This window comes from Pseudomonas sp. MYb13, from assembly GCF_002980075.1.
Classification (GTDB): domain Bacteria; phylum Pseudomonadota; class Gammaproteobacteria; order Pseudomonadales; family Pseudomonadaceae; genus Aquipseudomonas; species Aquipseudomonas lurida.
The window spans coordinates 53758-80269 of record NZ_PCQI01000012.1; the positions used below are offsets into that span (position 1 = coordinate 53758).

25 protein-coding genes are annotated in these 26512 nt (G+C 63.3%); 12 read left to right on the forward strand and 13 right to left on the reverse strand.

Translation table 11 applies throughout. From position 1 onward, the window contains the following. Positions 1-149: 149 nt before the first annotated feature. Both CQ002_RS20175 and CQ002_RS20180 read left to right on the forward strand, forming a co-directional pair. A complete protein-coding gene (locus tag CQ002_RS20175) occupies positions 150-1259 on the forward strand; it encodes a DUF3182 family protein (RefSeq protein WP_105162944.1) in 1110 nt (369 codons plus the stop codon). After that, positions 1249-2004: a S9 family peptidase gene (locus tag CQ002_RS20180; RefSeq protein ID WP_069078349.1), complete on the forward strand. Its 756-nt coding sequence runs from the start codon at positions 1249-1251 to the stop codon at positions 2002-2004. The genes CQ002_RS20175 and CQ002_RS20180 overlap by 11 nt, the downstream gene beginning before the upstream one ends. Before the next feature lie 106 nt (positions 2005-2110). Here CQ002_RS20180 and CQ002_RS20185 read toward each other — a convergent pair whose 3' ends face one another. The 4 genes from CQ002_RS20185 to CQ002_RS20200 form a co-directional block, all read right to left on the reverse strand. Beyond that, a complete protein-coding gene (locus CQ002_RS20185; protein WP_105162943.1) occupies positions 2111-3067 on the reverse strand; it encodes a lysylphosphatidylglycerol synthase domain-containing protein in 957 nt (318 codons plus the stop codon). After that, positions 3057-4319 carry a cardiolipin synthase ClsB gene (gene clsB, locus CQ002_RS20190; RefSeq protein WP_105162942.1) on the reverse strand — a complete coding sequence of 421 codons (1263 nt, stop codon included), beginning with the start codon at positions 4317-4319 and terminating at the stop codon, positions 3057-3059. The genes CQ002_RS20185 and clsB overlap by 11 nt, the downstream gene beginning before the upstream one ends. Next, on the reverse strand, positions 4316-5095 hold the full coding sequence (locus tag CQ002_RS20195; protein ID WP_069078350.1) for an endonuclease/exonuclease/phosphatase family protein: 780 nt from the start codon (positions 5093-5095) through the stop codon (positions 4316-4318). Before CQ002_RS20195 ends, clsB begins: the two co-directional genes overlap by 4 nt. A gap of 211 nt (positions 5096-5306) precedes the next feature. Continuing rightward, a complete protein-coding gene (locus CQ002_RS20200) occupies positions 5307-6509 on the reverse strand; it encodes an MFS transporter (RefSeq protein ID WP_034109536.1) in 1203 nt (400 codons plus the stop codon). 176 nt (positions 6510-6685) lie between these two features. Between CQ002_RS20200 and CQ002_RS20205 the strand changes: the two genes are divergently transcribed. Continuing rightward, the gene (locus CQ002_RS20205; RefSeq protein WP_105162941.1) at positions 6686-8791 is read left to right on the forward strand and encodes a mechanosensitive ion channel family protein; all 2106 of its coding nucleotides are present in this window, start codon (positions 6686-6688) and stop codon (positions 8789-8791) included. Between the two features lie 113 nt (positions 8792-8904). Here the strand turns inward: CQ002_RS20205 and CQ002_RS20210 are convergent, their stop codons facing one another. Then, the gene (locus CQ002_RS20210; RefSeq protein ID WP_105162940.1) at positions 8905-13164 is read right to left on the reverse strand and encodes a DEAD/DEAH box helicase; all 4260 of its coding nucleotides are present in this window, start codon (positions 13162-13164) and stop codon (positions 8905-8907) included. A 141-nt stretch (positions 13165-13305) separates the two neighbouring features. Between CQ002_RS20210 and CQ002_RS20215 the strand changes: the two genes are divergently transcribed. Then, on the forward strand, positions 13306-14190 hold the full coding sequence (locus CQ002_RS20215) for a sugar nucleotide-binding protein (protein ID WP_034109530.1): 885 nt from the start codon (positions 13306-13308) through the stop codon (positions 14188-14190). Between the two features lie 160 nt (positions 14191-14350). On the opposite strand, the gene CQ002_RS20220 is transcribed toward CQ002_RS20215, so the two are convergent. From CQ002_RS20220 to CQ002_RS20240, 5 genes are all read right to left on the reverse strand, one after another. Continuing rightward, on the reverse strand, positions 14351-15049 hold the full coding sequence (locus tag CQ002_RS20220; protein WP_034109528.1) for an OmpW family protein: 699 nt from the start codon (positions 15047-15049) through the stop codon (positions 14351-14353). A gap of 95 nt (positions 15050-15144) precedes the next feature. Continuing rightward, positions 15145-15657 carry a DUF3299 domain-containing protein gene (locus CQ002_RS20225; RefSeq protein WP_034109526.1) on the reverse strand — a complete coding sequence of 171 codons (513 nt, stop codon included), beginning with the start codon at positions 15655-15657 and terminating at the stop codon, positions 15145-15147. Positions 15658-15668: 11 nt separating this feature from the next. Further along, positions 15669-16934, reverse strand: coding sequence for an ABC transporter permease (locus CQ002_RS20230; protein ID WP_098467442.1), 1266 nt, complete (start codon positions 16932-16934; stop codon positions 15669-15671). A 1-nt stretch (position 16935) separates the two neighbouring features. Further along, positions 16936-17646 (reverse strand): ABC transporter ATP-binding protein, encoded by a 711-nt coding sequence (locus CQ002_RS20235; protein ID WP_034109522.1) that lies wholly within the window; start codon positions 17644-17646, stop codon positions 16936-16938. Positions 17647-17709: 63 nt separating this feature from the next. Beyond that, complete coding sequence (locus tag CQ002_RS20240) at positions 17710-18297, reverse strand: DUF2796 domain-containing protein (protein WP_034109520.1); 588 nt, start codon at positions 18295-18297, stop codon at positions 17710-17712. A 130-nt stretch (positions 18298-18427) separates the two neighbouring features. Between CQ002_RS20240 and CQ002_RS20245 the strand changes: the two genes are divergently transcribed. Beyond that, on the forward strand, positions 18428-18775 hold the full coding sequence (locus CQ002_RS20245) for a hypothetical protein (RefSeq protein WP_098467441.1): 348 nt from the start codon (positions 18428-18430) through the stop codon (positions 18773-18775). Here the strand turns inward: CQ002_RS20245 and trxA are convergent. From trxA to CQ002_RS20260, 3 genes are all read right to left on the reverse strand, one after another. Continuing rightward, positions 18772-19644 carry a thioredoxin gene (gene trxA / locus CQ002_RS20250; protein ID WP_069078356.1) on the reverse strand — a complete coding sequence of 291 codons (873 nt, stop codon included), beginning with the start codon at positions 19642-19644 and terminating at the stop codon, positions 18772-18774. The two genes, CQ002_RS20245 and trxA, sit on opposite strands and share 4 nt — an antisense overlap. 150 nt (positions 19645-19794) lie before the next feature. Continuing rightward, complete coding sequence (locus CQ002_RS20255; RefSeq protein ID WP_034109514.1) at positions 19795-20451, reverse strand: methyltransferase; 657 nt, start codon at positions 20449-20451, stop codon at positions 19795-19797. Beyond that, the gene (locus CQ002_RS20260) at positions 20448-20903 is read right to left on the reverse strand and encodes a YbaY family lipoprotein (RefSeq protein ID WP_034109512.1); all 456 of its coding nucleotides are present in this window, start codon (positions 20901-20903) and stop codon (positions 20448-20450) included. Before CQ002_RS20260 ends, CQ002_RS20255 begins: the two co-directional genes overlap by 4 nt. A gap of 140 nt (positions 20904-21043) precedes the next feature. Here CQ002_RS20260 and nrdR point away from each other — a divergent pair, with 140 nt between their 5' ends. The 7 genes from nrdR to thiL all read left to right on the forward strand — a co-directional run bounded on the left by nrdR (position 21044) and on the right by thiL (position 26506). Next, on the forward strand, positions 21044-21508 hold the full coding sequence (gene nrdR / locus CQ002_RS20265) for a transcriptional regulator NrdR (RefSeq protein ID WP_010206843.1): 465 nt from the start codon (positions 21044-21046) through the stop codon (positions 21506-21508). Then, positions 21505-22641, forward strand: coding sequence for a bifunctional diaminohydroxyphosphoribosylaminopyrimidine deaminase/5-amino-6-(5-phosphoribosylamino)uracil reductase RibD (gene ribD / locus CQ002_RS20270; RefSeq protein WP_034109510.1), 1137 nt, complete (start codon positions 21505-21507; stop codon positions 22639-22641). The genes nrdR and ribD overlap by 4 nt, the downstream gene beginning before the upstream one ends. A 48-nt stretch (positions 22642-22689) precedes the next feature. Next, on the forward strand, positions 22690-23352 hold the full coding sequence (locus CQ002_RS20275; RefSeq protein ID WP_034109508.1) for a riboflavin synthase: 663 nt from the start codon (positions 22690-22692) through the stop codon (positions 23350-23352). A 15-nt stretch (positions 23353-23367) separates the two neighbouring features. Then, a complete protein-coding gene (ribBA, locus tag CQ002_RS20280; RefSeq protein ID WP_034109506.1) occupies positions 23368-24459 on the forward strand; it encodes a bifunctional 3,4-dihydroxy-2-butanone-4-phosphate synthase/GTP cyclohydrolase II in 1092 nt (363 codons plus the stop codon). A gap of 90 nt (positions 24460-24549) precedes the next feature. Next, positions 24550-25026 carry a 6,7-dimethyl-8-ribityllumazine synthase gene (ribE, locus tag CQ002_RS20285; RefSeq protein ID WP_003176356.1) on the forward strand — a complete coding sequence of 159 codons (477 nt, stop codon included), beginning with the start codon at positions 24550-24552 and terminating at the stop codon, positions 25024-25026. Continuing rightward, entirely contained in the window at positions 25023-25523 is a 501-nt protein-coding gene (nusB, locus tag CQ002_RS20290) for a transcription antitermination factor NusB (protein WP_017736636.1), read from the forward strand. The genes ribE and nusB overlap by 4 nt, the downstream gene beginning before the upstream one ends. Positions 25524-25540: 17 nt before the next feature. After that, on the forward strand, positions 25541-26506 hold the full coding sequence (gene thiL / locus CQ002_RS20295) for a thiamine-phosphate kinase (protein ID WP_034109503.1): 966 nt from the start codon (positions 25541-25543) through the stop codon (positions 26504-26506). The last annotated feature ends 6 nt before the right edge of the window (positions 26507-26512 follow it).

The window sequence follows — 26512 nt, forward strand, 5'->3', positions numbered from 1 at the left end:
GAGTGCGCTGTCGTGCAGAATGAGGCAGGCCAACTGCCATTGGTTTTTCGGCAACTGCTTGATTTGAAAACTATCTTGCCTGAAAGAGCCTTGGCCTGATCCCTGCAACCTCTCTCGCACACACATCGCGGGATGGCCAAGGGGGACGCATGACCCCGACTCAACGCAAGAAGCTGGTAGTCGCTCACTCCACACGCGAGGGCGCGCCGATGCATGAGGTCGAAACCAACCGCGCCCTGGCGCGCTGGCTGGCGCAGATTCTCGGGCTCAAATTCGGCGGCAGCTATGACCCCGATTTACATGCGGGGCGCACACTGTACCTGTTGCCCACGCAAACCCTGGTCGGCCCGGCCCAGGCGCGGGCGCTCAACATCAAGGGCCCGCAGGATCTGTGGGGCGGCTACGTCGACCACGATTTCATCTGCACCAAAGCCATCAGTCATGGCGTGCTCGGCCCCGAGGCTAAAGCGCCGCAAGGTTGGTCAACCTTGTTCAGCGAGCGTGTACGAAAAGTCGTGCTGGATGGCCTGAGCGTCTTCGCCTTGGAGGACGCCCGACCCGCCGCCACGCGCTTGCTGTACAGCGGGCCAATTCGGCTGAAACCCGTGCATGCCTGCGCGGGTCGTGGGCAGGAAGTAATCCACAGTCTCGATGAATTCGACGCCGTGCTGGCGCGACCTGACGCGGCGAAGCTGTTCAACGAGGGGGTGGTGCTGGAGCAAGACCTGCATGACGTGGTCACCCACAGCGTCGGCCAGAGCTTTATTGGCGAGCACGTGTTCAGTTATTGCGGCGAGCAATACTTGACGAAGGACGGGCAGGGCGAGGACGTCTATGGCGGCTCCAACCTGCTGGTGGTACCGGGGGGCTACCAAGACTTGTTGCAGCTCGAACTGCCCGACGATGTGCGTGAAGCCATCGAGCAGGCCCAGGTCTTCGACGATGCCGCCAATGAGGCTTATCCCGGGTTTTATGCCTCGCGGCGCAACTATGACATTGCCCAAGGCCTGGACAGCGACGGCCAGCAGCGCAGTGGCGTGCTCGAACAATCCTGGCGCATGGGCGGGGCCAGCAGCGCGGAAGTCGCGGCGTTGCAGAGTTTTATCAATCACCCCGGCCTGCGGGCGATCCGTGTGTCCTCGGTAGAAACCTACGTGGACCAACCCCTGCCGGCCGATGCCATCGAGGTGTATCGCGGCCCGGCGGAAAACAGCGAGTTTCTTCTCAAGTACGTGACGGTTAAATCTTATGACGGCTAGAAGCGAAAGCATTGCGATCGATATCGACGACGAACAGATGAGCGGCACCTTCCTGAGCCCCAAGTCCAAAGTACCGGGCGTGCTGTTTGTGCACGGTTGGGGCGGTAGCCAGGAACGTGACCTTGAGCGCGCCAAAGGCATCGCTGGCCTTGGGTGCGTGTGCCTCACCTTCGACCTGCGCGGCCACGCCGGTACTGGCATTCCGTTGTCCCGCGTCACCCGTGAGGACAACCTGCGCGACCTGCTGGCGGCCTATGACCGGCTGCTGGCCCACCCGGCCATCGACACCTCGGCGGTTGCGGTGGTGGGCACCAGCTATGGCGGCTACCTGGCCGCCATCCTCACGTCACTGCGCCCGGTGCGCTGGCTGGCGCTGCGCGTTCCGGCGCTTTACCGCGACCAGGAATGGCTCAAGCCCAAGCGTGATCTGGATAAGGCCGATTTGATGGATTACCGCAGCACGCTGGTGCATGCCGAAACCAATCGCGCCTTGCACGCGTGTTCGGCGTTTACCGGGGATGTGCTGATCGTCGAATCGGAAACCGACGATCACGTGCCCCATGCCACGATCATGAGTTACCGCGCGGCGTGCCAGCAGACGCATTCCCTGACCCACCGCATCATCGATGGTGCTGACCATTCCCTCAGCGACCCGGTGTCCCAGCAGGCCTACACCTCGATCCTGGTGGACTGGATCACCGAAATGGTGGTGGGTGAGCGGTTGAGCATCATCCAGTCTCGATAAGCGGTGTTCTGTCTACCGCTATCGCCGGCAAGCCAGCTCCCCATCGCACTGTGCCCCCTGTGGGAGCGGGCTTGCCCGCGATAGCGATCCACTCGGCACCACGTTGTCAGGCAGGGCTTTTCTTCACCCGCAACGCCTTGGCCTTCGCCTCCACGCCGAGGTACATCACCAGTGCTATCAGCAGCGGCACAATAAAGTAGATGGCCCGATACGCAATCAACCCGGCCAGCAAGCTGCCCCGCGACGCTTCATGCTGCAACAGCGCAATGAACACCGCCTCCAGCACACCCAGCCCGGCCGGAATATGGGTGAGCACCCCGGCAATCGCGCTGATCAGCAACACCCCCAGCACCAGCGGATAGTCGAGTTTGGCCGGCAACAAGGTGAAGATCACCGCTGCCATCAGCGACCAGTTCAGCGCGCCCAACAGCAACTGCAAACACGCCATACGCACGGACGGCAGGTTGATTTCCATGCCGCGAACGGTCCACGCACGCTTTTTCGAAAACTGGCAGGCCAGCAGATAACCCAGGCTGGCCAGCACCAACAACGCGCCGATGCCTTGCAGGGCCGTGGTGCTGACTTTCCAGCCCGGCGGCATCGTGACCAGCCCGCTGCTGAAGATCACCCCGGCTATTGCCATGTAGCCAAACCAGTTGGTGGCCAGGCTAAGGCCGAGGATCTTGGCGATATTGCTGGTACTCACCCCCAGCCGCGAATACAGACGGTAGCGCATGGCAATACCGCCGACCCACGCGCTCAGGTTGAGGTTGAACGCGTAACTGATGATGCCCACCGGCAGGATCTGCTTCCACACTAGGTTCTGGCGAATGTAGGTGCGACCGATCAGGTCGAAGCTGGCATAGACGAGAAAACTGCACAGCGTCAGCGCGCTGGCGATTACCAGCGTGCGCACCTTGAAGTCGCCCAGGGTTTGCACCACCTCGCTCCAGTCGATGCGCCGTGCAAGCAGGGTGAACAGCACGATCAGCAGCAGGAAGAAGGCGATCGTCAGCGGTTTCTTCCAGCGCTTGAACCGCGAGCCTTTGGTTTCAGGCGTCATGGTGCTGGGCCTCAAAAGGTTTCAACCGCGGCTTGTGTGCCGGCAACCAACCCGTCAGTGCAGGGAAGTGGCGCATCACGTGGAAGACCAGGAAACCCACGGTCAAGCGCCACAGCCACAGGCGCGGCTTGCGGTTCTCAGGCATGGTCTGGCAATGGTTCCTGGCCAGGGTCTCCAGGCGTTCATACAATTGTTGATTGAAAGCGCGGTCGCGAATCAGCACGTTGGCTTCCAGGTTCAACGCCAGGCTCAACGGGTCCAGGTTGCTTGACCCCACGGTGCTCCATTCGTCATCCACCAGTGCCACCTTGCCGTGCAGCGGGCGCTGGCAATACTCGTGAATCACCACGCCATCCTTGAGCAGATAGTCGTAGAGCATGCGCGCCGCCAACTTGGCCAGCAGCACGTCGGGTTGGCCCTGCATGATCAGTTGCACCTGCACGCCACGTCGCGCAGCGTTGCGGATCTCCCGCAGCAGGCGGTAGCCGGGGAAGAAGTACGCGTTGGCAATGACCGCGCGTTTTTGCGCCTTGCTCAACGCATGGATATAGGCTTCTTCGATGTCGTCACGGTGCTGCACGTTGTCGCGGTAGATCAGGCGCACCTGGCCATCGCCCTTGTCGGTAGACCACAGCGACGGCCGTTGCTGGCGCCGTCGCCAGCCGCGTCGCGTGCGTACCTGGCGGCCACTTTGTGCCAGGGCAAAATGATGCAAGTCCGCCACTGCCGGCCCAATCACCTGCACCGCGTAATCCTGCTTGGCTTCGGGGCCGTAGTCGCCCAGGTGGTCGGCGGAGAAATTGATCCCGCCGATGAACGCCACTTCGGCGTCCACCACCACAATCTTGCGGTGCAAGCGGCGAAACCAATTGGTACGGATGCCCAGCGTCTTGGAGGCCGGGTCGAACATCTGCACGGCCACACCAGCCTCGGCCAGCTCGCCGAGAAACGCCGGGCTGAGTTCGCCGCAACCAAAGCCATCCAGGCTCACCACCACCTTCACGCCACGCTGCGCCGCTTCGATCAGAATGCCTTGCAGCTCATGGCCCACTTTGTCTTCGAAGAGGATGAACGTCTCCAGCAGGATCTCCCTGCGGGCAGCGCGCAATGCCTCGAAGACCTTGGGGAAGTAGGCCTCGCCGTTCTCCAGCAACTCGACCTGGTTGCCGCTCTGCCAGCCATAGTCCAGGTCACGGGCCTTGGCTTCGTCTGGCGGTTGGTCGGTGGAGATGTGTTCAACAGCAATATTCATAGCTCGATCTCCACCGACAGCGGCACGTGGTCGGACAGATGGGACCAGGGCCGCGTCGTCAGCACCCTTGGGTTATGCACCTTCAAATTACGCACGTAGATCCGGTCCAGTGGCAGCAACGGCAGGCGCGCCGGGAAGGTGCGCGCGGGTTTGCCCAGGGTTTGGACAAATACTTCCTTCAGGCCGCTCTGGCTCAGGTCGGCCTTGTGGCGCCAGTCGTTGAAGTCACCGGCAACAATCAGCGGTGCATCCGCCGGGATCTCGCTTATGCGCTGCTCGATCAGGCGCAGTTGCTGTTGGCGATGCACCTCGCGCAGGCCCAGGTGAATGCAGATCGCATGCACCTCCTGGCCGCTGCCCGGCAAGCGCAACACGCAATGCAGCAGGCCACGGTTTTCATGCCCGCTCTGGGAGATATCAAGGTTGTCGTAGCTAACGATCTGGAATTTCGACAGCAGCGCATTGCCGTGGTCGCCGTGGGGGTAGACCGCATTGCGCCCGTAGGCGAACTGCGGCCAGATGCTGTCGGCGAGGAACTCGTATTGCGGCATGTTCGGCCAGTCGTTGTAGCGCTGGGGATGGCGCTCGTGAGTGCCGTGGATCTCCTGCAGGAACACCATGTCGGCACCCACGCTGCGCACCGCCTCACGCAGTTCGGGCAGGATGAAACGTCGATTCAAGGCGGTGAAGCCCTTGTGGATATTGACCGTCAGCACCGTGAAGCGAGTGATGGCGACGCTGGGGGTGATGGGCACCCAGTCTGGGATCGCAGCCATGATTGCTCCTGTGAAAGAAAGGGGGGCCTGGCCCCCGTTCATGGCTGACTCTGATTTTTGGCTGAAAGTTTCCACCTTTCTACAAACGGCATAAACCAAATGTAGGCGCGAGCTTGCCCGCGATTACGACGTGTCAGTCGTTGAATGATTGACTGACACACCGCATTCGCGGGCACGCCCGCTCCCACACAGGTTCGATGGTGTGATCGCGTCAGTGTCCGGCCACGCTCCGGTTCGACGACTCGGCATACACCGGCCCCAAGCGATCAAGGCGGCCACTCCAGGCGGTCAGAGCCAACGCCACCAGCACCACCAAGCCACCGATCCAGGCCGTGTGGATCAACCCCAGGTGTGCCACGATCAAACCGCCGCCCCAGGCGCCACCGGCAATCCCCAGGTTGAATGCGGCGATATTCAGCCCCGAGGCCACATCCACCGCTTGCGGCGTGTGATGTTCGGCCTGACGCACCACATACACCTGCAGGCCCGGTACGTTGCCGAAGGCGACCGCACCCCACACCAGCACGGTGGCCAGGGCCAGCCACGGGTTGCCAGCGGTGAAAGTCAGCACGAACAACACGGCGGCGAGCAGGGCAAAGATGATTTTCAGTGCACTGATCGGGCCGCGTTTATCCGCCAGCTTGCCGCCCCAGATGTTCCCGGCGGCGACCGAGACGCCGTACACCAGCAGCACCAGGCTCACGGTGCTGGCGCTGAAGCCTGCGATGTCCTGAAGGATCGGCGCCAGGAAGGTGAACGCGATAAACGAGCCGCCGTAGCCGATGGCCGTCATGGCGTACACCAGCAGCAAGCGCGGTTGCTTGAGCACTTGCAGTTGTTGCAGCAAGGACGCAGGTTTGCTGTGCGCAATGTTCTTCGGTACGTAGATCAGGCTGCCGATAAACGCGATCACACCCAGCGCCGAAACGGCGAGGAAGGTTTCACGCCAGCCGAAATGCTGGCCGATAAACGTACCCAGTGGCACGCCGGTCACCAACGCGACAGTGAGGCCGGTGAACATGATTGCAATCGCACTGGCGGCTTTTTCCTTGGGCACCAGGCTGGTGGCGATGGTCGAGCCAATCGAGAAAAACACCCCGTGGGCCAGGCCGGTGACGATCCGCGCCAGTACCAGGGATTCATAGCTCGGTGCCTTCCAGGCCAGCAAGTTACCGAGGGTGAACAGCACCATCAGCGACAGCAGCAGGAATTTGCGCGGGACTTTGCCGGTGAGGGCCGTGAGCACCGGTGCGCCGATGGCAACGCCCAGGGCGTAGAGGCTGACCAACAGGCCGGCGGACGGCAAGTCGACCCCAAGGTCGGCGCCGATGGTGGGTAGCAAGCCAACGATGACGAACTCGGTCGTCCCGATGGCGAAAGCGCTGAGGGTCAGCGCGAGCAAGGCAATGGGCATGGCTGCAACTCCGGTGGGTTTCAATCAGGAGCGCAGTGTCGAGTGTTGGCTGTTGTGGAAAAAGCCAGGGATTGGCATTTGATATTTGCGTGTGAGTCAAAGATTGCGCAAAAGGGGAACGATCAAGGCTCAAACCCGTCAGTTCCTTACAGACCCTTCTGAAGGAGCCCGGTGTTTTGCTGAATCTAAAGACTGCATTACTGCTCGGCGTGCTGTTGTTCTGCGGCAGTGGCGCGCTACAGGCTGCGGCCACGGCGCCTGAACCCGAAACGCCGGCCAAGCCGGAATTGCTCGTCGAAGGCGGGCTTCTCGGGGCGATCAGCTCCAGCATCGATGATGTGCAAGAGAGGCTCGACCTCAACCAGGACCTCATCGACGCCTGGCGCCTGCGGGCGGACCGTGCGGCCGATGAAGTGGGGCGCCTGGTCGACCAGACCGCCGCGCGTTCGCCATGGAGCATCGCCGGGGACTTCCTGTTGCTGTCGGGCGTGTGGATCGGCGCCTTCACTGTGCTCACTTTGCTCGGGCGCTTTGTCGTACAACGCCTGAGCCGACGCCCCTTCATCGGGCAGCGCAAGCGGTTGCAGGCGGTGCTCGGCTATGTCGTGCCCTATACGATTCCCGCGCTGATTTGCCTGCCACTGACCCTGTATGTCAGCCACTTTTTACCCACCTCCATAGGCCGCGCGCTGGCACTGTGTTTTGCCTACGCCACCAGCAGCGGCATCTTTTCCACGTCGATGCTGTTGTGCGTCATTGTCATGTTCAATGTCGGTCACAAGCGCCCAGCGGTGCAGATTATTCGCGACTACTGCCCCAAGCCGCTGTTCCTGATCGGTTTCCTCGCCGCCCTCAGCGACGCCTTGACCAGCCCGCAGATCGCCCGCCAGTTCGGCGGCAATATCACCAGCAGCGTCGCCGTGTTCACCGGCCTGTTCGCGGCGGTGATCTTCGGCGTGCTGGTCGTGCGACTGCGTCGGCCGGTCGCCCACTTGATCCGTAACAGACCGTTGGCACAACGCCTTAAGCACCCGGCCCTGCAGCAGTCGCTGCGGGTGTTTTCCGGGTTGTGGTACTGGCCGATCCTGTTGATGGTGCTGGTCTCGGCGGTCAACCTGATCGGCGCCGGCGACGATAACCAGAAGGCCCTGCGCTGCGCGTTGTTCACCACCATTCTGCTGATTGGCACGGTGTTCCTGAGCACAGTGCTGCAACACCTGTTCAAGTCCCGCAGCCAGGTCGCCATCCAGCGCAGCAGCGCCTACAAGGAACGCTTCCTCAGCCTGCTGCACGCAATCCTGCGCATCGTCATGGCCATCGCCTTTATCGAGATACTCGGGCGGATCTGGGGCGTGTCGCTGTTTGAATTTGCCCAGCGCAATTCGGTGGGCCGGGCGATCAGCGACTCCCTCAGCAGCATCGGCCTGATCCTGCTGATGACCTGGCTGTTCTGGGTGGTGCTCGACACGGCCATCCAGGAAGCGTTGAAGCCACCGGTCAACAAACGCTCCAGCCGCCAACCCAGCACGCGGGTCAAGACCATCCTGCCGCTGCTGCGCAATGCGGTAAAAATCATCCTGGTGGTGATCTGCGCAATCACCACCATGGCCAACCTTGGTATCAACGTTGCACCGCTGCTGGCGGGTGCCGGGGTGGTCGGCCTGGCCATCGGCTTCGGTTCGCAGCAGTTGGTGCAGGACGTGATCACCGGCCTGTTCATCATCATCGAAGACACCCTGTCCATCGGCGATTGGGTGGTGCTCGACTCCGGTCACGCCGGTACTGTCGAAGGCCTGACCATCCGCACCCTGCGCCTGCGCGACGGCAAGGGGTTTGTGCACTCGGTGCCATTTGGGCAGATCAAGGCGGTCACCAACCAGTCGCGGCAATTTGCCTACGCGTTCTTCTCGGTGCAGTTCACCTATGACACGGACGTGGACAAGGCCGTGGAGCTGATCCGCGAAGCGGGGCAGTCGATCCGTGATGACGTGTTCCTCAAGTACAACCTGCAAGGGCCGCTGGAGGTGTTTGGCGTCGACAGGATGGACCTCAACGGCGTGGTGCTCACCGCGCAGTTCCGCACGGTGTCGGGTGGGCAATATGCGGTGAGTCGTGCGTTCAACCAGCGGCTGAAGAAGCTTGTGGATAACTGTGATGAAGTGCACTTCGCGCAGACTTATCCCCAGCAGGTGTTGTTGCCCAAGCGTACGCCGCAGGTGGATGAGCCGGGTGACGAGGTGCCGGCGTCGGTGGTGGTGACGGAGCAGCCCAGGTCTCAATGATGGGTGTGACAGTCAAGGCCTCATCGCAGGCAAGCCAGCGCCCATTCTAGGAGTGCATTCCCCCTGTGGGCGCCGGGCTTGCCCGCGATGAGGCCAGCAGGGTCAATACGGATTCAGTGCCTGATCAATTTCTCTTGCACCGCCTGCTGATCCACGTCGATTAGCACCTGCTGCTTGCCCGCCACCCTTACCGCCGCTGGTAACCCATCCCGGTACACAATCCGATTACCGCTCACCGCCGGCACTTTGCTGCCCGGCAACAGCGTGCCCACCAGGTTCAACGGGTCCGCCCCGCACACGGCGATCAAACTGCCGTCATGGGCCCGACGCCGCACTTCACGCAGCAACGGGATCGCCTCCGGCAATGCAAACTGCTCCCCCGCCAAGCCACTGACAAACCGCCCGCCACGAATCTCGCCTCGCGCCTCCAGCCGATGGAATGTGCGCAGCAATTCGCGCCAACTTGGCAACCACTCGGCTTCACGCTCCAGCAAGCGCCAGAACACCACGCCATAGCGGCGCAGCAGGGTCATCGCCACATGCTCCAGGGTTTCTGCCGAGTGCGGGCCGGCGGCGGTTGAGGAGCGCCTCACCAGTGCCCAGCGACCGGCATCGTCCATGCCGCCGACAAACGCACCGCGCCCACGCCGGCTGCTGCGCGCCTGGCGTTTGCTGGCGGGCGTGGTCAGGGCGCGCAGGCCGGCGAAGCTGTCGGCGTTCACCAGCCCGGCACCCACCAGTTCCTGCAAGGCGGTTTCCAGTTCGCTGCGCAGTAAGTGGGCTTCGTGCACCAACTCATCAAAAAACAGCGCGCCGTGGTCGCGCAGGGCTTGGTGCACCTTCTGCGCCTTGGGCGACAGGCTGGAGGCGTCGGTGAGTTCGGTCAGTGCGCTCCACAGTCCCACCTGGCTGCGTGGCAGCAACACCACCGGTGTGCTGCGCAACGCCATGGCGCTGGCCTTGTTGCTCAAGCGTGTCCACACCAGCTTGCCGCTGCGGCATAGCTCGTCAAGCCAGGTGGAGGAATAGTCCTTGAGACGTGCACTGAGCAGGTCGCTGTCCCAGGCGGACGTGGCGGCGGCATAGCCTTCGAACTGCCCGACGATCTGCGCCAGCATCGCGCTGCCCTGGCCACGGGTGCCTTCGGAAAGGTGCTGCCAATCGAACAGAAACCGCATGAAGTCCTGCAACGCCACAGGCTCGATTTCCCGGCGCAGGCGCTTGACCGTGTAGCGATGAATGCGCGCCAGCAGGTGGCGTTCGCACCATTGCTCGTGCGTGGCGCCAGGGCTGAAATGCCCGCGCAGCACGTAGCCCTCCTGCTCCAGGCGGGCCAGCGCCTGTGTGACATCCGCCACCGGCAAGGCCAGGGGCCCGGCGATCTCGATCAGGCTCAGCGGGCCGAACCCACCAAGTCGCGCGCGCAGCACTTCCGTCACGGCATCCTCGTACGTCCAGGGCTCATCGAAGCCGGGCAGCAACGGCAAGTGGTTGGGGTAGATCGCCTGCACACAACTCAGGCGTTCAACGGCGACCCACAGGCTGGTTTGCAAGTGAGTGTGCAGTGGATAGGCACGGCCACCCTTGGCCAGGGCCTGCAGCCATTTCGCCCATTGCGGCGTGACCTCGTTGCCAGCGATACACGCCAGGCTCATCAGCGCCTCATGCATCTCATCCACCCCGTTGGGCGCCGGCCACGCCTCTTCGCGCACGCCAGCGATGGCGTCGGCATCCAGCGCGCCAAGGTCGTCGGTGCTTTGCGGGTCGCTCCAGCGCCGGTTGAGCACGGCCTGTGTACGGCGTTCCTCCAGTGGGGCATCGTCAAGAAAGGTATAGGGCCGCGCACTCAGAATTTCCGCGGCCATGGGCGACGGCGCTGGCAGGTCGCGGCTGATCAGCCGCACCTCGCCGCGCTCCATGCGCCGCAGCAGGGCTAGCCAGGCGTCGCTGTCCATGGCTTCGTGCAGGCAGTCGTCGAGGGTTTGTTCCACCAACGGATGGTTGGGGATCTCGCGCTCGCCGGCGAGGTTTTCCAGGCAGGCGATCTGGTCGGGAAACACGCTGGCAATCAGGTCTTCACTTTTCATGCGCTGGATCTGCGGCGCGACCTTGCGCCCACCGGTATAGCGCGGCAACGCCAACGCCACGCCGGCATTCCAGCGCCAGCGCACGCCGAACAGCGGTGCATCCAGCACAGCCTGGATCAGGAGATGCTCGGCGCTGTGACTGTTGAGGTAGCGCCACACGTCGTCCAGCTCGAAACTGTGGCTGGTGGACAGTGACAGCACGATCGCATTCTCGCTGGCCGCGGCCTGCAGTTCGAAATTGAACGTGCGGCAAAAACGCTTGCGCAGCGCCAGGCCCCAGGCGCGGTTGACGCGACTGCCGAATGGCGTATGGATGATCAGTTGGGTGCCCCCGGACGCGTCGAAAAAACGCTCCATGATCAACGTGTCCTGGGACGGCAAGGCACTCAGGGCCAGGCGCGTGCGAGCCAGGTAATCGAGAATCTGCTCGGCGCTGGCGCGGTTCAGGCCGAGGGTGCCGGTGAGCCAGTCCTGTGCGGCGTGCAGGTCGCCCGGCGTTGCGCTGAGCAACGCGTCCAATTGGCCCTGGAGGCGCGCCACCGCCGCCGACAGCTCGTTGCTGCGCCCCGGCGCCTCACCCAGCCAGAAGGGAATGGTCGGCGGTTGGCCATGGGCGTCTTCGACCCGCACTTTGCCGGCCTCGACGCGCAGGATTCTGTACGACGTATTGCCGAGCTGGAAGATATCCCCGGCGATGCTTTCCACCGCGAAATCTTCGTTGACGCTGCCAATGCTCAAGCTCTGGGGCTCGAGCAGCACGCTGTAGTCGGCGTTGTCGGGGATGGTGCCGCCACTGGTCACGGCAGTCAGTTTGGCGCCACGTCGACCGCGCAGGGTGCGAGTCAGGGCGTCGCGGTGCAGGTAGGCGCTGCGGATGCCCTGGCGACCGTTATAACCCTCGCTGAGCATCTGCAGCAGTGCCTGGTAGTGCCGTTCATCGAGCGTGGCGTAGGGCGCGGCGCGGCAGATAAGGTCCAGCAAGGCCTGCTCGGACCATTCCTGGGCGCTGACTTCGGCGATGATCTGCTGGGCCAGCACGTCCAGCGGCGCGACCGGTATGTGCAGGGTGTCCAGCTCGCCCCGGCGCACACAGTCGAGCAGGGCGGCGCATTCGATCAAGTCGTCGCGGGTCGTAGCGAACAGGCGCCCCTTGGGCGTGCCGCCGACGTGGTGGCCGGAGCGCCCCACCCTTTGCAGAAAACCGTTGATGGAGCCGGGCGAGCCGATCTGGCAGACCAGGTCCACATCGCCGATATCAATCCCCAGCTCCAGGGACGCGGTGGCGATCAGCACTTGCAGCGCACCGCCCTTGAGGCGTTGCTCGGCGTCCAGGCGCATTTCCTTGGCCAGGCTGCCGTGGTGAGCTGCCACGGCGGACTTGCCCAGGCGTTCGCTCAAGTGTCGGGCCAAGCGCTCGGCCAGGCGTCGGGTGTTGACGAACACGAGTGTGGTGCGGTGTTCGCGGGCCAATTCGGCCAGGCGGTCGTAGACCCGCTCCCACACATCGTTGGCCATCACCGCCGAGAGCGGCACGGGCGGCACCTCGATATCCAGGTCGCGCGGGCGCGCGTGGCCGATATCGACAATCGCGCACGTCCGGCCGCTGCCGACAAGGAATCGCGACACCGCGTCGATGGGCTTTTGCGTGGCCGACAGGCCGATACGCATCAGCGGTCCGGCGCACAAGTGTTGCAGGCGTTCCAGGCTCAAGGCCAGGTGGCTGCCCCGTTTGCCGTCGGCGATGGCGTGGATCTCATCGACGATCACCGTGCGTGTATTGGCGAGCATCTGTCGGCCGGAGTCCGAGCCCAACAATACGTAGAGCGATTCCGGAGTCGTCACCAGGATATGCGGCGGGCGCTTGCGCATCAGCGCGCGGTCTTTTTGCGGGGTGTCGCCGGTGCGCACGGCGGTGCGGATAACCAGCGGCGGCAGGCCCAGCTTCTGCAGGTGCTCAGTGATACCGGCCAGCGGGTCTTGCAGGTTGATCTGGATGTCGTTGGACAGCGCCTTGAGCGGCGACACGTAGACCACCAGGGTTTCATCTGGCAACTCACCGCCGTTGGCCAGGCCTTGGTGGACCAGGTCATCGAGCACTGCCAGGAACGCCGTCAGCGTCTTGCCGGAGCCGGTGGGCGCGGCGATCAGCGTCGATTGGCGTTGGCGGATCAGCGGCCACGCCTGGGCCTGGGCGCCTGTCACCGAGGGGAAGGTGCTGCGCAACCAGGTGCTGACGGCGGGGTGGAAGCCGTCCAGGGCCGTGTCCGTGGATTCAGGAAGGTTCATGCGTTCAGTTATGCGGCCGGCTACAACAAGTTGCAACCCCGCACTTTATCCGTGACGGTTGCGCTACAAACCCGCAAAATGCAACGATTCTGACAAATACCTAATAACCATCGTTCCACACAGACCGGGCCTGCTCAATCTATGCGAATGCGCCTTATGTTACTGGGCGGCGGGAATGCCCTCGGGCAGGCGCTGATTCGCCTCGGTGCAGAGGAAGACATCGGTTTCCTCGCCCCCAAACCGCCCAAAGATGGCTGGGATGCCGCGAGCCTTACCCAATTGCTCGACGACACCCGTCCCGATGCGTTGATCAACCTCGCCTACTATTTCGACTGGTTCCAGGCGGAAGGGGTCAGCGAAACTCGCCTGGCGGCCCAAGAGTTCGCCATCGAACGCTTGGCCGAACTGTGCCAGCACCACAGCATCACTTTGTTGCAACCGTCCAGCTACCGCGTATTCGATGGCTCCCGCGCCACCGCCTACAGCGAAAAAGACGAGCCGGTGCCCCTGGGCCTGCGCGGCCAGGCGTTGTGGCGAATCGAACAAAGTGTGCGCGCCACTTGCCCGCAACATGTGTTGCTGCGGTTTGGCTGGCTGCTGGATGACAGCGTCGACGGCACCCTCGGGCGCTTCCTGGCGCGGGCCGAGAAGCCGGATGAGTTGCTGATGGCCGATGACCGTCGCGGCAACCCGACACCGGTGGATGACGCGGCACGGGTAATCATCTCGGTGCTCAAGCAACTCGATTGCGCGGCGCCGCTGTGGGGGACTTACCATTACGCCGGCCATGAGGCGACCACACCGTTGGCGCTGGGCCAGGCGATCCTCACCGAAGCGCGCAACTTTCACCCGCTGGCGATCGAATCCCCCACCGCCCAGGCCCACGCGGCCCGGCCGGATGCGAGTGAAGAACCGCAACACGCGGTGCTCGCCTGCAAGAAAATCCTCCACACCTTTGGCATCAAGCCACGGGCGTGGCGGGCAGGGCTGCCGGCATTGCTGGATCGGTTCTACCGCCACAGCTGAGCCCGCGCAAAAACGACTGTGGGAGCGGGCTTGTGTGGGAGCCGGGCTTGCCCGCGATGCGGTCGCCTCGGTCTGTCAGTTGCACCGAGGCGATGCTATCGCGGGCAAGCCCGCTCCTACACAGGCGCGCTCCCACAGTGTGGCGTTTGTCAGGCCGTGGTTAGAACTTGTAGCCGATACCCACCATGTAGACCATCGGGTCCACGTCCACATTGACCTTGGCGCGAGTGCCTTGGCCCAGTGCGTTGTTGTCCACCGTCGCCTTGGTGCTGATGTCGATGTAGCGCGCCTGGGCGTTGATCATCCACTTGTCGTTGATCATGTAGTCGGCGCCGATTTGCGCGGCCCAGCCCCAGGAGTTCTCTGCCTTGAAGTTGCTGAAACCGGCATTCGAGGCACGGCTGCCGACGTGTTCGTCATAGATCCAGGTGTAGTTGATACCCGCGCCTACGTACGGCTGGAACGCCGACTTGTTGTCCAGCGGGTAGTACACGACGCTCAGGGTTGGCGGCAGGTGCTTGAGGGTGCCGAGCTTGCCGTTCGCGGCGCCGAGGGCGGTGTTCTTGATCTTCACGTCATGCTCGAACGGCGTGGCGGCCAGCAGTTCGATACCGACGTGGTTGGTCAGCATGTAAGCGAAGTTCAAGCCCAACTGGGTGTCGCTGCTCATGGTCGCCTTGCCGCCCAGGTTGGCGCCGGCCAATGGGCCCTGGTCAACCTTGACGCTGCCGCTGTCTGCCTTCGGGTTCACGGTAATTGCACCGGCGCGAATCAGAATGTCACCCGCTTCGTGAGCGTGGACGGCAGGGGCGGCAAGGGCGAGCGCGAAGAGGGACGCGCCGAGCAGAGACTTGTTCATGGGAGCTCCAAAAGGACGTTTAAAAGTTGTACGTCCAATGGTAAAGATCGTTCCGCGCGATCTTTTGACTCAGCTCAATGAAAGGTCGATCAGCGCTATTCCGGCAGTTCGTACATGTAAATCTTCTCGGCTTCCATCTGGTAACCGGCATCGGCCAGCTCGCTGGTGGACGGCTTGACCTGCATCGCGCCTTCGATCCAGTACGGCTGATACAACTCATCGAGCTTCACGCCGATTTCGCTTTTGACATGCACGATCTGGTTCGACGGTGGCGGCGGTACGTGGATGCACGCACCGAAATACGGCACCAGCAAGAACTCCGTGGTGCGGCCGTTTTCGCCAACTTCCAGGGGCACGATGTAGCCCGGCAAACGAATGTGCTGACCATCGAGCCCCGGCACGACAGGGGCGTTGGGCATGTCCTGCTTGGCCGCTGGCGCCGACTCCAGGGCATCCGCCATGCTGGAGAGATTGTGCAGGGGTTGCATGTTCGGCACCTCTGGCTCGGCATCCGGGGGGATCAGTTCCGACCAGGTCAGCTCTTTAGGTTCGGCCGCCCAGGCGGGCAGGGCGAACAGTAGAAACAGTGCAAACAGGGCGCGACGCATCGAGTCCTTCCTCATAAACGTATGGACAGGCCATCGGCCAGGGATTGCCGATAGGCGCGCCACGCGGGCACGCTGCCCATCAACAGCGCGGCAGCCAGGATACCGGCGAGCAGCGTCCATTCATATTCACTCGGCCACGCCATCGGCAGGTCCAGGCCGTAGTTGGCCTGCAGATACCCGCGCGACGCGGCGATGCACACGTACAGCAAACCCAAGCCCGCGATCACACCGGAGAGTGCCAGGGCGAAGGCTTCGAAAATCAACAGCGTCGCGATATGCCAAGGGCGTGCGCCCACCGAACGCAGGATCGCCATTTCGCGGCGACGTTCATTGAGGCTGGTGAGGATCGCCGTGAGCATGCCGATCAGGCCGGTGAGCACCACGAACAGCGAGATCACGAACAGCGCTTTCTCGGCGGTGCCCATCATGCTCCACAACTCTTGCAGCGCCACGCCGGGCAGGATCGCCAGCATCGGCTCGCCACGGAATTCATTGATCTCCCGTTGCAGCGCGAACGTGGAGATCTTGTTGTTCAGGCCGAGCATGAACGCGGTGATGGCCTGTGGGGTGAGGTCCATGTTGCGTGCCTGATCGGCACTGACGCGACCTTTGCCCTGGGCAGGCACGCCGTTGTGCCAGTCGATATGGATCGCTTCCATGCCGCCGAGGCTGATATGCAGCGTGCGGTCTACCGGCGTGCCGGTGCGCTTGAGAATACCGACCACAGTGAACGGTTTGTCATCGTGTTTCACCAGGCTGACCGCCGCGACGCCATGGGCCAGCACCAGTTTATCGCCGAGCTTGTAGTGCAGCGCATCGGCGACTTCGGCGCCCAGCACCACTTCGAACGGGTCGGTGGCGAAGGCGCGGCCGCTGGCCAGTTCGAGGTTTTGCTTGCGCCCGTATTGGTAATGCTCGAAGTAGGACGTGTTGGTGCCCATCACCCGGTAGCCGCGATGGGAGTCACCGAGGGAAATCGGGATCGCCCATTTCACCTGAGGGCTGGCGGCGAAGTGCTCGTAGCTGTCCCAGCGGATGTTGTTGGTGGCGTTGCCTATGCGAAATACCGAGTACAGCAGCAGGTTCACCGAGCCCGAACGGGCGCCGACGATCAGGTCGGTGCCGCTGATGGTGCTGGCGAAACTGTTGCGCGCCTCAACGCGCACGCGCTCCACCGCGAGCAACAAGCAGACTGAAAGCGCGATGGCGAAGGCGGTGAGGATCGCGGTAAAGCGGCGGTTAGCCAGGCTGGCCATGGCTAGACGGAACAGATACATCTCAAACCTCTGCGGGCGTGGCGGCGCGATTGAGTTCGGCCAGCGACAGGTTGCGGTCGAACAGCGAAGCCAGGCTCTGGTCATGGCTGACAAATAACAGGCTGGCGCCGGCTTCGCGGCATTCGGCGAACAGCAGTTGCAGGAAGGCTTCGCGGGCGTCGTAGTCCAAGGCTGAGGTGGGTTCGTCGGCGATCACCAGTTCCGGCTGGCCGATCAACGCCCGGGCGGCGGCCACCCGTTGCTGCTGGCCGATGGACAGCGAGTCGGCACGGCGTTCCAGCAGGTCTTTGTCCTTTAAGCCAAGGTGCGCCAGCAACGCAGCGGCGGCCTGATCGACACTGCCGTGACGCTGCTTTGCGCGCTGTGCGCGCAGTGTGGAGAAGTGGCATGGCAACTCGACGTTCTCACGCACCGACAGGAACGGCAGCAGGTTGAACTGCTGGAAGATGTAGCCGGTGTGGTCGACCCGGAAACGGTCGCGGGCACCGGCCGAGAGGTCGGTGAGCTCTTGGCCGAGCAGACGGATGCTGCCCCGGCTGGGTGTCTGCACACCGCCGAGCAGGCCCAGCAGCGTGGTTTTGCCACTGCCGCTCGGGCCCTTGAGAAACAGGGTTTCTCCCGCTTCCAGGCGGAAGGCGGGGATGTCCAGCAACTGCGGGTGCCCGGGCCAGTTGAAGCCCAGGTCAGACAGTTCGATTAACGCTTGAGTCATGGGAAATCAATGTCGCCTGCGGGTAGGAAAATGGCACCGATCCATTGTGGGCGGGTTTTCAAATCAGAACGTCAGGGTGGCTGCGGTGGCCGTCGCTTCAACACCTTGCTGACCGCTCGGGCCGATCAGTTGTACCTGAATTTTCTGGGTGGCGGGGAAGGTCTTGAACACCTGGGTCAGGTCGAGATTGCCCAAGGCGGTCGGCGTGGTACAGGTGAACTGGTAGTGGGCGTGGATTTCGCTGTGGTCATGATGATGCTCGTGGGCGCCGTCCTTGGCGTCATCGTCGTGGTCGTGGTCGGCTTCCGGCTTGTCCCCGAACAGCGGGCTGTTGAGCGCCTGGGTGCTGACCACGCAACCGGCACCTTTAGGCAGGTTGAACAGGGCGACAGGGTTCTCCAGTTGCTTGCGCACGGCCGCGACCTTGGCTTTGTCCGCCGCAGTGGTGGCCAGGTGTTCGAAGCCCACCAGGTTCATCGCCGGACTGTCCAGCTCAAGCTCCAGGGCCTGGCCGTCGAGCACGGCGTTGAGGCGGCCGACGCCATGCTCGTGGGCGCCGAGGCTGCCGTGTTCATGGTCGTGATCGTCATGAGCGTGGGCAGCCGCCAGGGGCAGCAGGGCAAACGGCAAAGCAAGCAACAGACGGCGCATGGGAAGGCTCCAGAACATGAAAGTTTTGTTATGTGATCTTATAACAATAAGCCGAGAGTTTGACCGCCCGCTTGGCGTTGCGCAAGCCGCATGGGAGCATGCCGGTCAGAAAAGTGCAGGAGTAAGGACGATGTTGCGAATTCGTGGAACCGTCGGCGACCTGCCGGTGGACTTGACCCTGGAGCTGGACGACGGCGATTGGGCACGGCTGGGCGCGCAATTGCAGGCGACGCCGGTAACCAGTACGGCCGCCGCGCCGGTGGCTCCGGTCAAACACAGTGATGACCTGTGGCAGAGCGCCCAAGACCTGTTGCGCAACGCCGGCCAGCTCAGTGGCCTGGAGCTGCTTGACCAGTTGGAAGGCTTGGCGGGCGATGCCTCGGCGGGCAAGCGCCTGTTGGTGCGCCTGCGTCACAGCGCCAAGGTGAAGGTTGCCAGCGGCGGGGATACGCCGCTGTACAGCTGGGTCGGTGATTAATACAGCGCGGCAAACAACTTGCGGCGGTACACGCTCACCAGCGGGTGATCGTTGCCCAGCAGCTCGAACACCTGCAGCAAGGTCTTGTGCGGCAGGCCTTCGCTGTAGCTGCGGTTGCGGACAAACAGCTTGAGCAGGCCTTCCAGCGCGGCATCGTACTGCTGGCGCGCCAGTTGCTGGATCGCCAACTGGTAGGCTGCTTCGTCGTCCTGCGGATTTTGCGCCAGGCGGCTTTTCAGGTCGGCGGCGTCCGGCAGGTCGGCAGCCTGGCGCAGGAAGGTGATCTGCGCCTTGGCCCCGGCGAGGGCGGCCTTGTGATCGTCGCTCTTCACCGCGTCCAGCACGGTCTGGGCTTCGCCCAGTTCACCGCGTTCGGCCAGGCAGCGGGCGTACAGGATCAACGCTGCGGCGTTGGTGTTGTCTTCGCCCAGCAACGCGACCAGCACGGCTTCGGCATCGCTGATGCGACCTTCGGTAAACAGCGCCTGGGCCTGCTCCAAAGGGTCCGCTGCCGCGGGAGGTGGCATCTGCACATGCGGCTCCAGCATCGCCCGCACCGCGGACTCCGGCTGTGCCCCGGCAAACCCGTCCACCGGCTGGCCGTCCTTGAACAGCACCACGGTCGGCAGGCTGCGAATGCCAAAACGCGCAACGATATCCTGCTCGGCCTCGCAATCGACCTTGGCCAGCAGCAATTCGCCCTGATAACTCTCGGCGATCTGCGCCAGCAGCGGCATCAACGCCTTGCACGGCGCGCACCACTCGGCCCAGAAATCCACCAGTACGGGTTTTTCGAAAGAGTTCTGGATCACAGCCTGGTCGAAATGGGCGGTGGTGACATCGAAGATGTACGGCGTGGACTCACTCATGGGGCGTCTCGAATAAAGCGGGAATGGGGCAACTATAAGGGCTGGCGCCGTCGGCTGAAAGCTTGGTTGAGTCAAGATCGTTATTGCAGGCAAGCCCGCTCCCACGGGGGAGGTGCTCACCTATTGGGAGCGGGCTTGCCCGCGATGGCTTCAAGGGCGCCGCGAATGGTACAGGCTCACCTTGCGAAACTCCCAAGGCTCCGCCAAGTCAGGCAATGTCAGGGCATCCAGGATCTGCAGCCGCTGGTAACCCGGGTGCTGAAAGTCCCGTACCCGCGAATCCGCCACCAGCGCTTCACGGCCTCGGGTCAGGAACTGATCCAGCAGCGGCAGGTTCGCCCGGTCGTAGAGCACGTCGGCGACCAGGATCAGGTCGAAGCGGTCGGCTTCGGCGAAAAAATCTACCGAGTAGCCCAGTTCTACGCCGTTGAGCTCGGCATTTGCCCGACAGGACGCCAAGGCCAACGGGTCGAGGTCGCAGGCCACCACTTCCCGCGCGCCGGCCTTGACCGCCGCAATCCCGGCCACGCCGGAACCGGCGCCAAAGTCCAGCACGCGTTTGCCCGCGACCCACTCGGGGTTCGCCGCCAGGTACCGCGCCAGCGCCAGGCCGCTGGCCCAGCAAAAACTCCAGTAGGGCGGTTCATGCAGGATGCGGCGGGTTTCCTCGGGGCTGAAGGCTCGGTCCATGTTGTCCGCATCCAGCAGCCACAACGACAGCGCGGTGCCCGGCAGTGGGCAGGGCACCAAGTGGGCGTCGCCGATCAGTTCGCTGAGGGCCGCTTGCAGGTCCAGCGGTGGCGTCATGGTGCCTTGACGAGTTGCAGGGGGCCGGTGGTCTGGGTGATCGCCTGGGTGATGCGCACGGCGGGCAGGTGCAGGATCAACTGGCCGGACTGGCTGGCGCGGCCCCGCAATTCAACCCGCGCACCGGCTGGGAAGGCTTCAGGATTGAAACGCAGGCGGAAAGCCAGGGGCTGGCCATTGCCGGTCAGCACGCTGCTGGCGAGCAATTGTTGCGGGCGCGAACGGTCGTCGATCACCAGCAGGGCCATTTCGACTTCAGCCCCCGCTGGAATGTTGGTCAGGCTGCCGCTGATCTCCCGCTGGAAGGCGGGCAGGGGGCCGAGGTCTTCGATGCCGGGGACTTTTTTCTCTTGTGCCGGCGTGGGTTGAGGCGCGGCCGGCTTGGGGGCTTCGCTGCTGCAGGCGACCAGGACACTGAACAGGGTGAGTAAAACAAGTGGTCGTAACTGCATGTACGGCTCCAGAAAGGACAAAATCCGTGGCTTAAAAAATATGAAACATAATAGTCAGCCTATATACCGTAAAGGCTATGGCTTGTCTTGCCACGGGGATGCGCTACCATGGCCCTCCCTTTATTTGTTGCCTGCCAACCATGCACTGTCCCTTCTGCGGTGCCAACGACACCAAGGTCATTGACTCGCGTCTGGTCGCCGAGGGCGATCAAGTGCGTCGCCGGCGCGAATGCCTGGCCTGCGGTGAACGTTTCACCACCTTCGAAACCGCCGAACTGGTGTTGCCGCGCCTGATCAAATCCGACGGCAGCCGCCAGCCCTTCGACGAAGAAAAACTGCGCGCGGGTATGCAGCGCGCCCTGGAAAAACGCCCGGTGAGTGTCGAGCGGCTGGAGGCGGCGCTGGTGCATATCAAGCACAAGCTGCGTGCGACCGGCGAGCGCGAGGTCAAGAGCCTGGTGGTTGGAGAGCTGGTGATGGGCGAGCTGCAGAAGCTCGACGAAGTTGCCTATATCCGTTTCGCTTCGGTGTATCGACGCTTCCAGGACCTCAATGAGTTCCGCGAAGAGATCGACCGCCTGGCCCGTGAGCCTGCCAAAGAATGAACCCTCCTTCTGCCGAACAAGCTGTGCTCGATGCCCACTACATGGCCCGTGCCCTCGAATTGGCGCGCAATGGCCGCTACACCACTCACCCCAACCCACGGGTCGGCTGCGTGATTGTGCGTGACGGGCAGATCGTCGGCGAAGGTTGGCACGTGCGCACCGGCGAGCCCCATGCCGAAGTCCATGCGCTGCGTGCGGCCGGTGACCAGGCGCGCGGCGCCACGGCCTATGTGACCCTCGAGCCCTGCAGCCACTATGGGCACACTCCGCCTTGCGCCGACGCGCTGGTGAGTGCCGGGTTGGCGCGGGTGGTTGCGGCGATGCAGGACCCTAACCCGGAAGTCGCCGGGCGCGGCATGCAGCGCCTGGCCCAGGCCGGGATCGAAGTGCGCAGCGGTGTGCTGGAAGGTGAAGCGCGGGCGCTCAATAGAGGCTTCCTCAAGCGCATGGAACATGGCCTGCCGTTCGTGCGGGTAAAACTGGCCATGAGCCTGGACGGCCGCACCGCGATGGCCAGCGGCGAGAGCCAATGGATCACCGGCCCCGCCGCGCGCGCCGCCGTGCAGCGCCTGCGCGCCGAAGCCAGCGTGGTACTGACCGGCGCCGACACGGTGCTGGCCGACGGTGCTCGCCTGACCGTGCGCGCCGCCGAACTCGGCCTGGACGACGCCACCACCGCCCTGGCAATGTCGCGCCCGCCGTTGCGCGTGCTGATCGACGGTCGCCTGCGCGTGCCGCTGAACGCGCCATTCTTCAAGGCTGGCCCGGCGCTGGTCATCACTTGCGTGACCCCGGAAAACCAGTTCCCCCGTGGCCCCGAGTGCCTGGTGGTACCGGGCGTGGAGGGCCAGGTCGACCTGCGTTCTGCGCTGGTCGCCCTGGCCGCTCGTGGCGTCAACGAGGTGTTGGTGGAAGCCGGTCCAAGCCTGGCGGGTGCGTTTGCCCAGCAAGGCCTGGTGGATGAGTACGTGATATTCATCGCCGGCAAGTTCCTCGGCTCCGCCGCCCGGCCCTTGCTGGACTGGCCGCTTGAGAAACTGGCCGACGCCCCCCAACTCAAGATCACTGAAATGCGCGCTGTGGGCGACGACTGGCGAGTCACTGCCATTCCTGTGCCCGCAGCGAGCGTATAATTCCCGGCCTGCGCTTGAGCGTCAGCCCCTCGTTTTCAGGAGAACGAAATGTTCACCGGCATTATCGAATCCATCGGCAGCATCCGCGCCATGACCCCCAAAGGCGGCGACGTGCGCCTGCTGGTTGAAACCGGCAAGCTGGACCTCGGCGACGTCAAGCTGGGTGACAGCATCGCCGTCAGCGGCGTGTGCCTCACCGTCATCGAGCTGCCGGGCAACGGCTTTGCCGCCGATGTCAGCCGGGAAACCCTGGACTGCACCGCGATGAACGACCTCAAGGCCGGCAGCCCGGTCAACCTGGAAAAAGCCCTGACCCCGACCACCCGCCTCGGCGGTCACCTGGTCAGCGGCCATGTCGACGGTGTCGGCGAAGTGGTCGCGCGCAGCGAGAACGCGCGCGCGGTGGAGTTCCGTATCCGCGCGCCCAAGGAGCTGGCCAAGTACATCGCCCACAAAGGCTCGATCACCGTCGACGGCACCAGCCTGACCGTGAACGCCGTGAATGGCGCCGAATTCGAATTGACGATCATTCCCCACACCCTCAGCGAAACCATCATGGCGTCTTACCAGCCGGGTCGCCGGGTGAACCTGGAAGTGGACTTGCTTGCCCGTTACCTGGAGCGCCTGTTGCTGGGCGATAAGGCCGCAGAGCCCGCATCCGGTAACATCACTGAAAGTTTTCTGGCCGCTAACGGCTACCTGAAATCCTGACCAAGGGGGTGCCGCGTGGCGCTCAATAGCATCGAAGAACTGGTTGAAGACATCCGCCAAGGCAAGATGGTCATCCTGATGGATGACGAAGACCGCGAGAACGAAGGCGACATCATCATGGCCGCCGAGGCCTGCCAGGCTGAGCACATCAACTTCATGGCCAAGTACGCCCGCGGGCTGATCTGCATGCCCATGAGCCGTGAACGCTGCGAATTGCTCAAGCTGCCGTTGATGGCGCCGCGCAATGGCTCGGGTTTTGGCACCAAGTTCACCGTGTCCATCGAGGCCACCACGGGCGTCACCACCGGGATCTCCGCCGCTGACCGCGCGCGCACCGTGCAAGCGGCTGCGGCGAAAGATGCCAAGGCCGAAGACATTGTCAGCCCCGGTCACATCTTCCCGCTGATGGCCCAACCGGGCGGCACCCTGGCTCGCGCCGGCCATACCGAAGCTGCCTGCGACCTGGCGCGCATGGCCGGTTTCGAGCCGAGCGGCGTCATCTGCGAAGTCATGAATGACGACGGCACCATGGCCCGTCGCGCCGAACTCGAAGCCTTTGCCGCCGAACACAACATCAAGGTGGGCACCATTGCCGACCTGATTCACTACCGCATGATCCACGAACGTACCGTTCAGCGGATTGCCGAGCAGCCACTGGACAGCGAACTGGGCCAATTCAATCTGGTGACCTACCGTGATTCAGTGGAAGGTGACGTGCACATGGCCCTGACCCTGGGGGCCATTTGCGCCGAAGAGCCGACCCTGGTGCGTGTGCACAACATGGACCCGCTGCGCGACCTGCTGATGGTCAAGCAACCCGGCCGCTGGAGCCTGCGTGCCGCGATGGCTGCGGTCTCCGCGGCAGGCAGTGGTGTGGTGCTGTTGCTCGGCCACCCGTTGGATGGCGATGTGCTGCTGGCGCATATTCGCGAAACGGCTGATCACGTGCCGGTGAAAAAACCGACCACCTACAGCATCGTGGGTGCCGGTTCGCAGATCCTGCGTGACCTGGGCGTGCGTAAAATGCGCCTGATGAGTGCACCGATGAAATTTAATGCGATATCCGGTTTCGACCTGGAAGTAGTAGAATACGTGCCCTCCGAATAAAGGCTGGCGATTTTCGCCCCTTGTTCGCGGTTCAAATATCACTAAGGGACGCGTCATACACGCGTCCCGGCTCTTTAAGAGATTTGTCGAATGACCCTGAAGACCATCGAAGGTACCTTCATCGCCCCCAAAGGCCGCTACGCCCTGGTAGTCGGCCGCTTCAACAGCTTCGTGGTTGAAAGCCTGGTAAGCGGTGCCGTGGACGCCCTGGTTCGCCACGGTGTGAGCGAGAGCGACATCACCATCATCCGCGCGCCTGGCGCCTTCGAAATTCCACTGGTTGCGCAAAAAGTTGCTCAACAGGGTGAATACGCGGCGATCATCGCCCTGGGCGCGGTCATTCGTGGCGGCACCCCGCACTTCGAATACGTGGCCGGCGAATGCACCAAGGGCCTGGCCCAGGTGTCCATGGAGTTCGGTGTGCCCGTTGCTTTCGGCGTGCTGACCGTTGATTCCATCGAGCAAGCCATCGAGCGTTCCGGCACCAAGGCCGGTAACAAAGGCGCTGAAGCTGCATTGTCCGCCCTGGAAATGGTCAGCCTGCTGTCGCAGCTGGAGGCCAAGTGATTTCCGACGAGAGCGACAACTTCAACCCGCGCGAGCCACGCCCAGCAGACGCCGGCAAGCCATCCAAGAACGAGAAGCGTCGCGCTGCTCGTCAGTTGGCGACCCAGGCGCTGTATCAGCGTCACCTGGCGGGCACCTCGTTGAACGAAATCGAGGCGCAGTTTCGCGTCGACAACGACTTCACCTTCGCCGACCTGCCGTACTTCCACGACATCCTGCACGGTGTGCATGCCCACCTGACCGAGATCGATACAGCCCTGGCGCCTTGCCTGGACCTGACCATCGAAGAGCTGGACCCGGTAGAGCTGTGCGTGATGCGCCTGTCCGCCTGGGAACTGCTGTATCGCGTCGACGTGCCGTACCGCGTGGTGATCAACGAAGGTATCGAACTGGCGAAAGTCTACGGTTCGACCGACGGCCACAAGTTCGTCAACGGCGTACTCGACAAGCTGGCTCCACGCCTGCGTGAAGCCGAAGTGAAGGCGTACAAGCGCTAATTCGCGCTTGAGTCCTGATGGGTGAGTTTGAGCTGATCCGCAATTACTTCGCCGCCGCGCCCTGTGCGCAGGGCGGTGAAGGTATTGCCCTGGGGATCGGCGATGACTGCGCCTTGCTGGCGCTTCCCGCTGGGGAGCAGCTGGCAATCTCCACCGATACATTGGTGGCCGGGGTGCATTTTTCCGACCCCTGCGACCCGTTCCTGCTCGGCCAGCGCTCGTTGGCCGTGGCCGTGAGCGACCTGGCGGCCATGGGCGCCCACCCCCTTGCGTTCACCCTTGCCCTGACCACGCCGACGGTTGATGCCAACTGGCTGCAACGCTATGCCCAGGGTTTGAACCTCATGGCGCAAAGCTGTGGCGTGGGCTTGGTGGGCGGTGATACCACCCGTGGGCCCCTGAGCCTGACCATGACCGTGTTTGGCCGTGTGCCGGCTGGGCTGGCCTTGACCCGCAGCGGTGCGCGACCGGGCGACCTGTTGTGCGTCGGCGGTGAACTGGGCAATGCCGCCGGCGCATTGCCGCTGGTACTGGGCCAGCGCAGTGCGCACGCGGCTATCGCCGACCCGTTGCTGGCCCACTACTGGTCGCCGCAACCGCAGTTGGCCCTGGGGCTGGCATTGCGCGGCAAGGCCACGTCCGCGATGGATATCTCCGACGGGCTCCTGGCCGATTGCGGGCATATCGCCACGGCCTCCAGGGTCAGCCTGCTGATCGAGCGTCAACAGTTGCCTTTGTCCAAGGCGCTGCTGGCGTTTGTCGGTGATGACGAAGCACGTGTGGCGGCGTTGAGCGGGGGGGACGACTATGTGCTGGCGTTCACGCTGCCACCCGCCGAGCTGGCACCGTTACTCGCCGATGGCTGGCCGGTCCATGTGATCGGCCGGGTCGAGGCAGGGCAGGGTGTCATCTTGCTCGATGCCAACGGGCAGGACATCACGCCGGCCATCCGTGGCTATCAGCATTTTCGCGAGACCCCCTGAATCGGC

Coding starts and splice junctions, on each gene's coding strand:
- CQ002_RS20185 (WP_105162943.1), bottom strand. CDS start 3,067: ATGACGCCTGAAACCAAAGGCTCGCGGTTCAAGCGCTGGAAGAAACCG.
- CQ002_RS20215 (WP_034109530.1), top strand. CDS start 13,306: ATGCGAATGCGCCTTATGTTACTGGGCGGCGGGAATGCCCTCGGGCAG.
- CQ002_RS20255 (WP_034109514.1), bottom strand. CDS start 20,451: ATGACGCCACCGCTGGACCTGCAAGCGGCCCTCAGCGAACTGATCGGC.
- CQ002_RS20200 (WP_034109536.1), bottom strand. CDS start 6,509: ATGCCCATTGCCTTGCTCGCGCTGACCCTCAGCGCTTTCGCCATCGGG.
- CQ002_RS20225 (WP_034109526.1), bottom strand. CDS start 15,657: ATGCGTCGCGCCCTGTTTGCACTGTTTCTACTGTTCGCCCTGCCCGCC.
- thiL (WP_034109503.1), top strand. CDS start 25,541: ATGGGTGAGTTTGAGCTGATCCGCAATTACTTCGCCGCCGCGCCCTGT.
- ribE (WP_003176356.1), top strand. CDS start 24,550: ATGACCCTGAAGACCATCGAAGGTACCTTCATCGCCCCCAAAGGCCGC.
- CQ002_RS20245 (WP_098467441.1), top strand. CDS start 18,428: ATGTTGCGAATTCGTGGAACCGTCGGCGACCTGCCGGTGGACTTGACC.
- clsB (WP_105162942.1), bottom strand. CDS start 4,319: ATGAATATTGCTGTTGAACACATCTCCACCGACCAACCGCCAGACGAA.
- CQ002_RS20235 (WP_034109522.1), bottom strand. CDS start 17,646: ATGACTCAAGCGTTAATCGAACTGTCTGACCTGGGCTTCAACTGGCCC.
- ribD (WP_034109510.1), top strand. CDS start 21,505: ATGAACCCTCCTTCTGCCGAACAAGCTGTGCTCGATGCCCACTACATG.
- CQ002_RS20195 (WP_069078350.1), bottom strand. CDS start 5,095: ATGGCTGCGATCCCAGACTGGGTGCCCATCACCCCCAGCGTCGCCATC.
- trxA (WP_069078356.1), bottom strand. CDS start 19,644: ATGAGTGAGTCCACGCCGTACATCTTCGATGTCACCACCGCCCATTTC.
- CQ002_RS20220 (WP_034109528.1), bottom strand. CDS start 15,049: ATGAACAAGTCTCTGCTCGGCGCGTCCCTCTTCGCGCTCGCCCTTGCC.
- CQ002_RS20210 (WP_105162940.1), bottom strand. CDS start 13,164: ATGAACCTTCCTGAATCCACGGACACGGCCCTGGACGGCTTCCACCCC.
- CQ002_RS20240 (WP_034109520.1), bottom strand. CDS start 18,297: ATGCGCCGTCTGTTGCTTGCTTTGCCGTTTGCCCTGCTGCCCCTGGCG.
- CQ002_RS20180 (WP_069078349.1), top strand. CDS start 1,249: ATGACGGCTAGAAGCGAAAGCATTGCGATCGATATCGACGACGAACAG.
- CQ002_RS20175 (WP_105162944.1), top strand. CDS start 150: ATGACCCCGACTCAACGCAAGAAGCTGGTAGTCGCTCACTCCACACGC.
- CQ002_RS20260 (WP_034109512.1), bottom strand. CDS start 20,903: ATGCAGTTACGACCACTTGTTTTACTCACCCTGTTCAGTGTCCTGGTC.
- nrdR (WP_010206843.1), top strand. CDS start 21,044: ATGCACTGTCCCTTCTGCGGTGCCAACGACACCAAGGTCATTGACTCG.
- CQ002_RS20275 (WP_034109508.1), top strand. CDS start 22,690: ATGTTCACCGGCATTATCGAATCCATCGGCAGCATCCGCGCCATGACC.
- CQ002_RS20230 (WP_098467442.1), bottom strand. CDS start 16,934: ATGTATCTGTTCCGTCTAGCCATGGCCAGCCTGGCTAACCGCCGCTTT.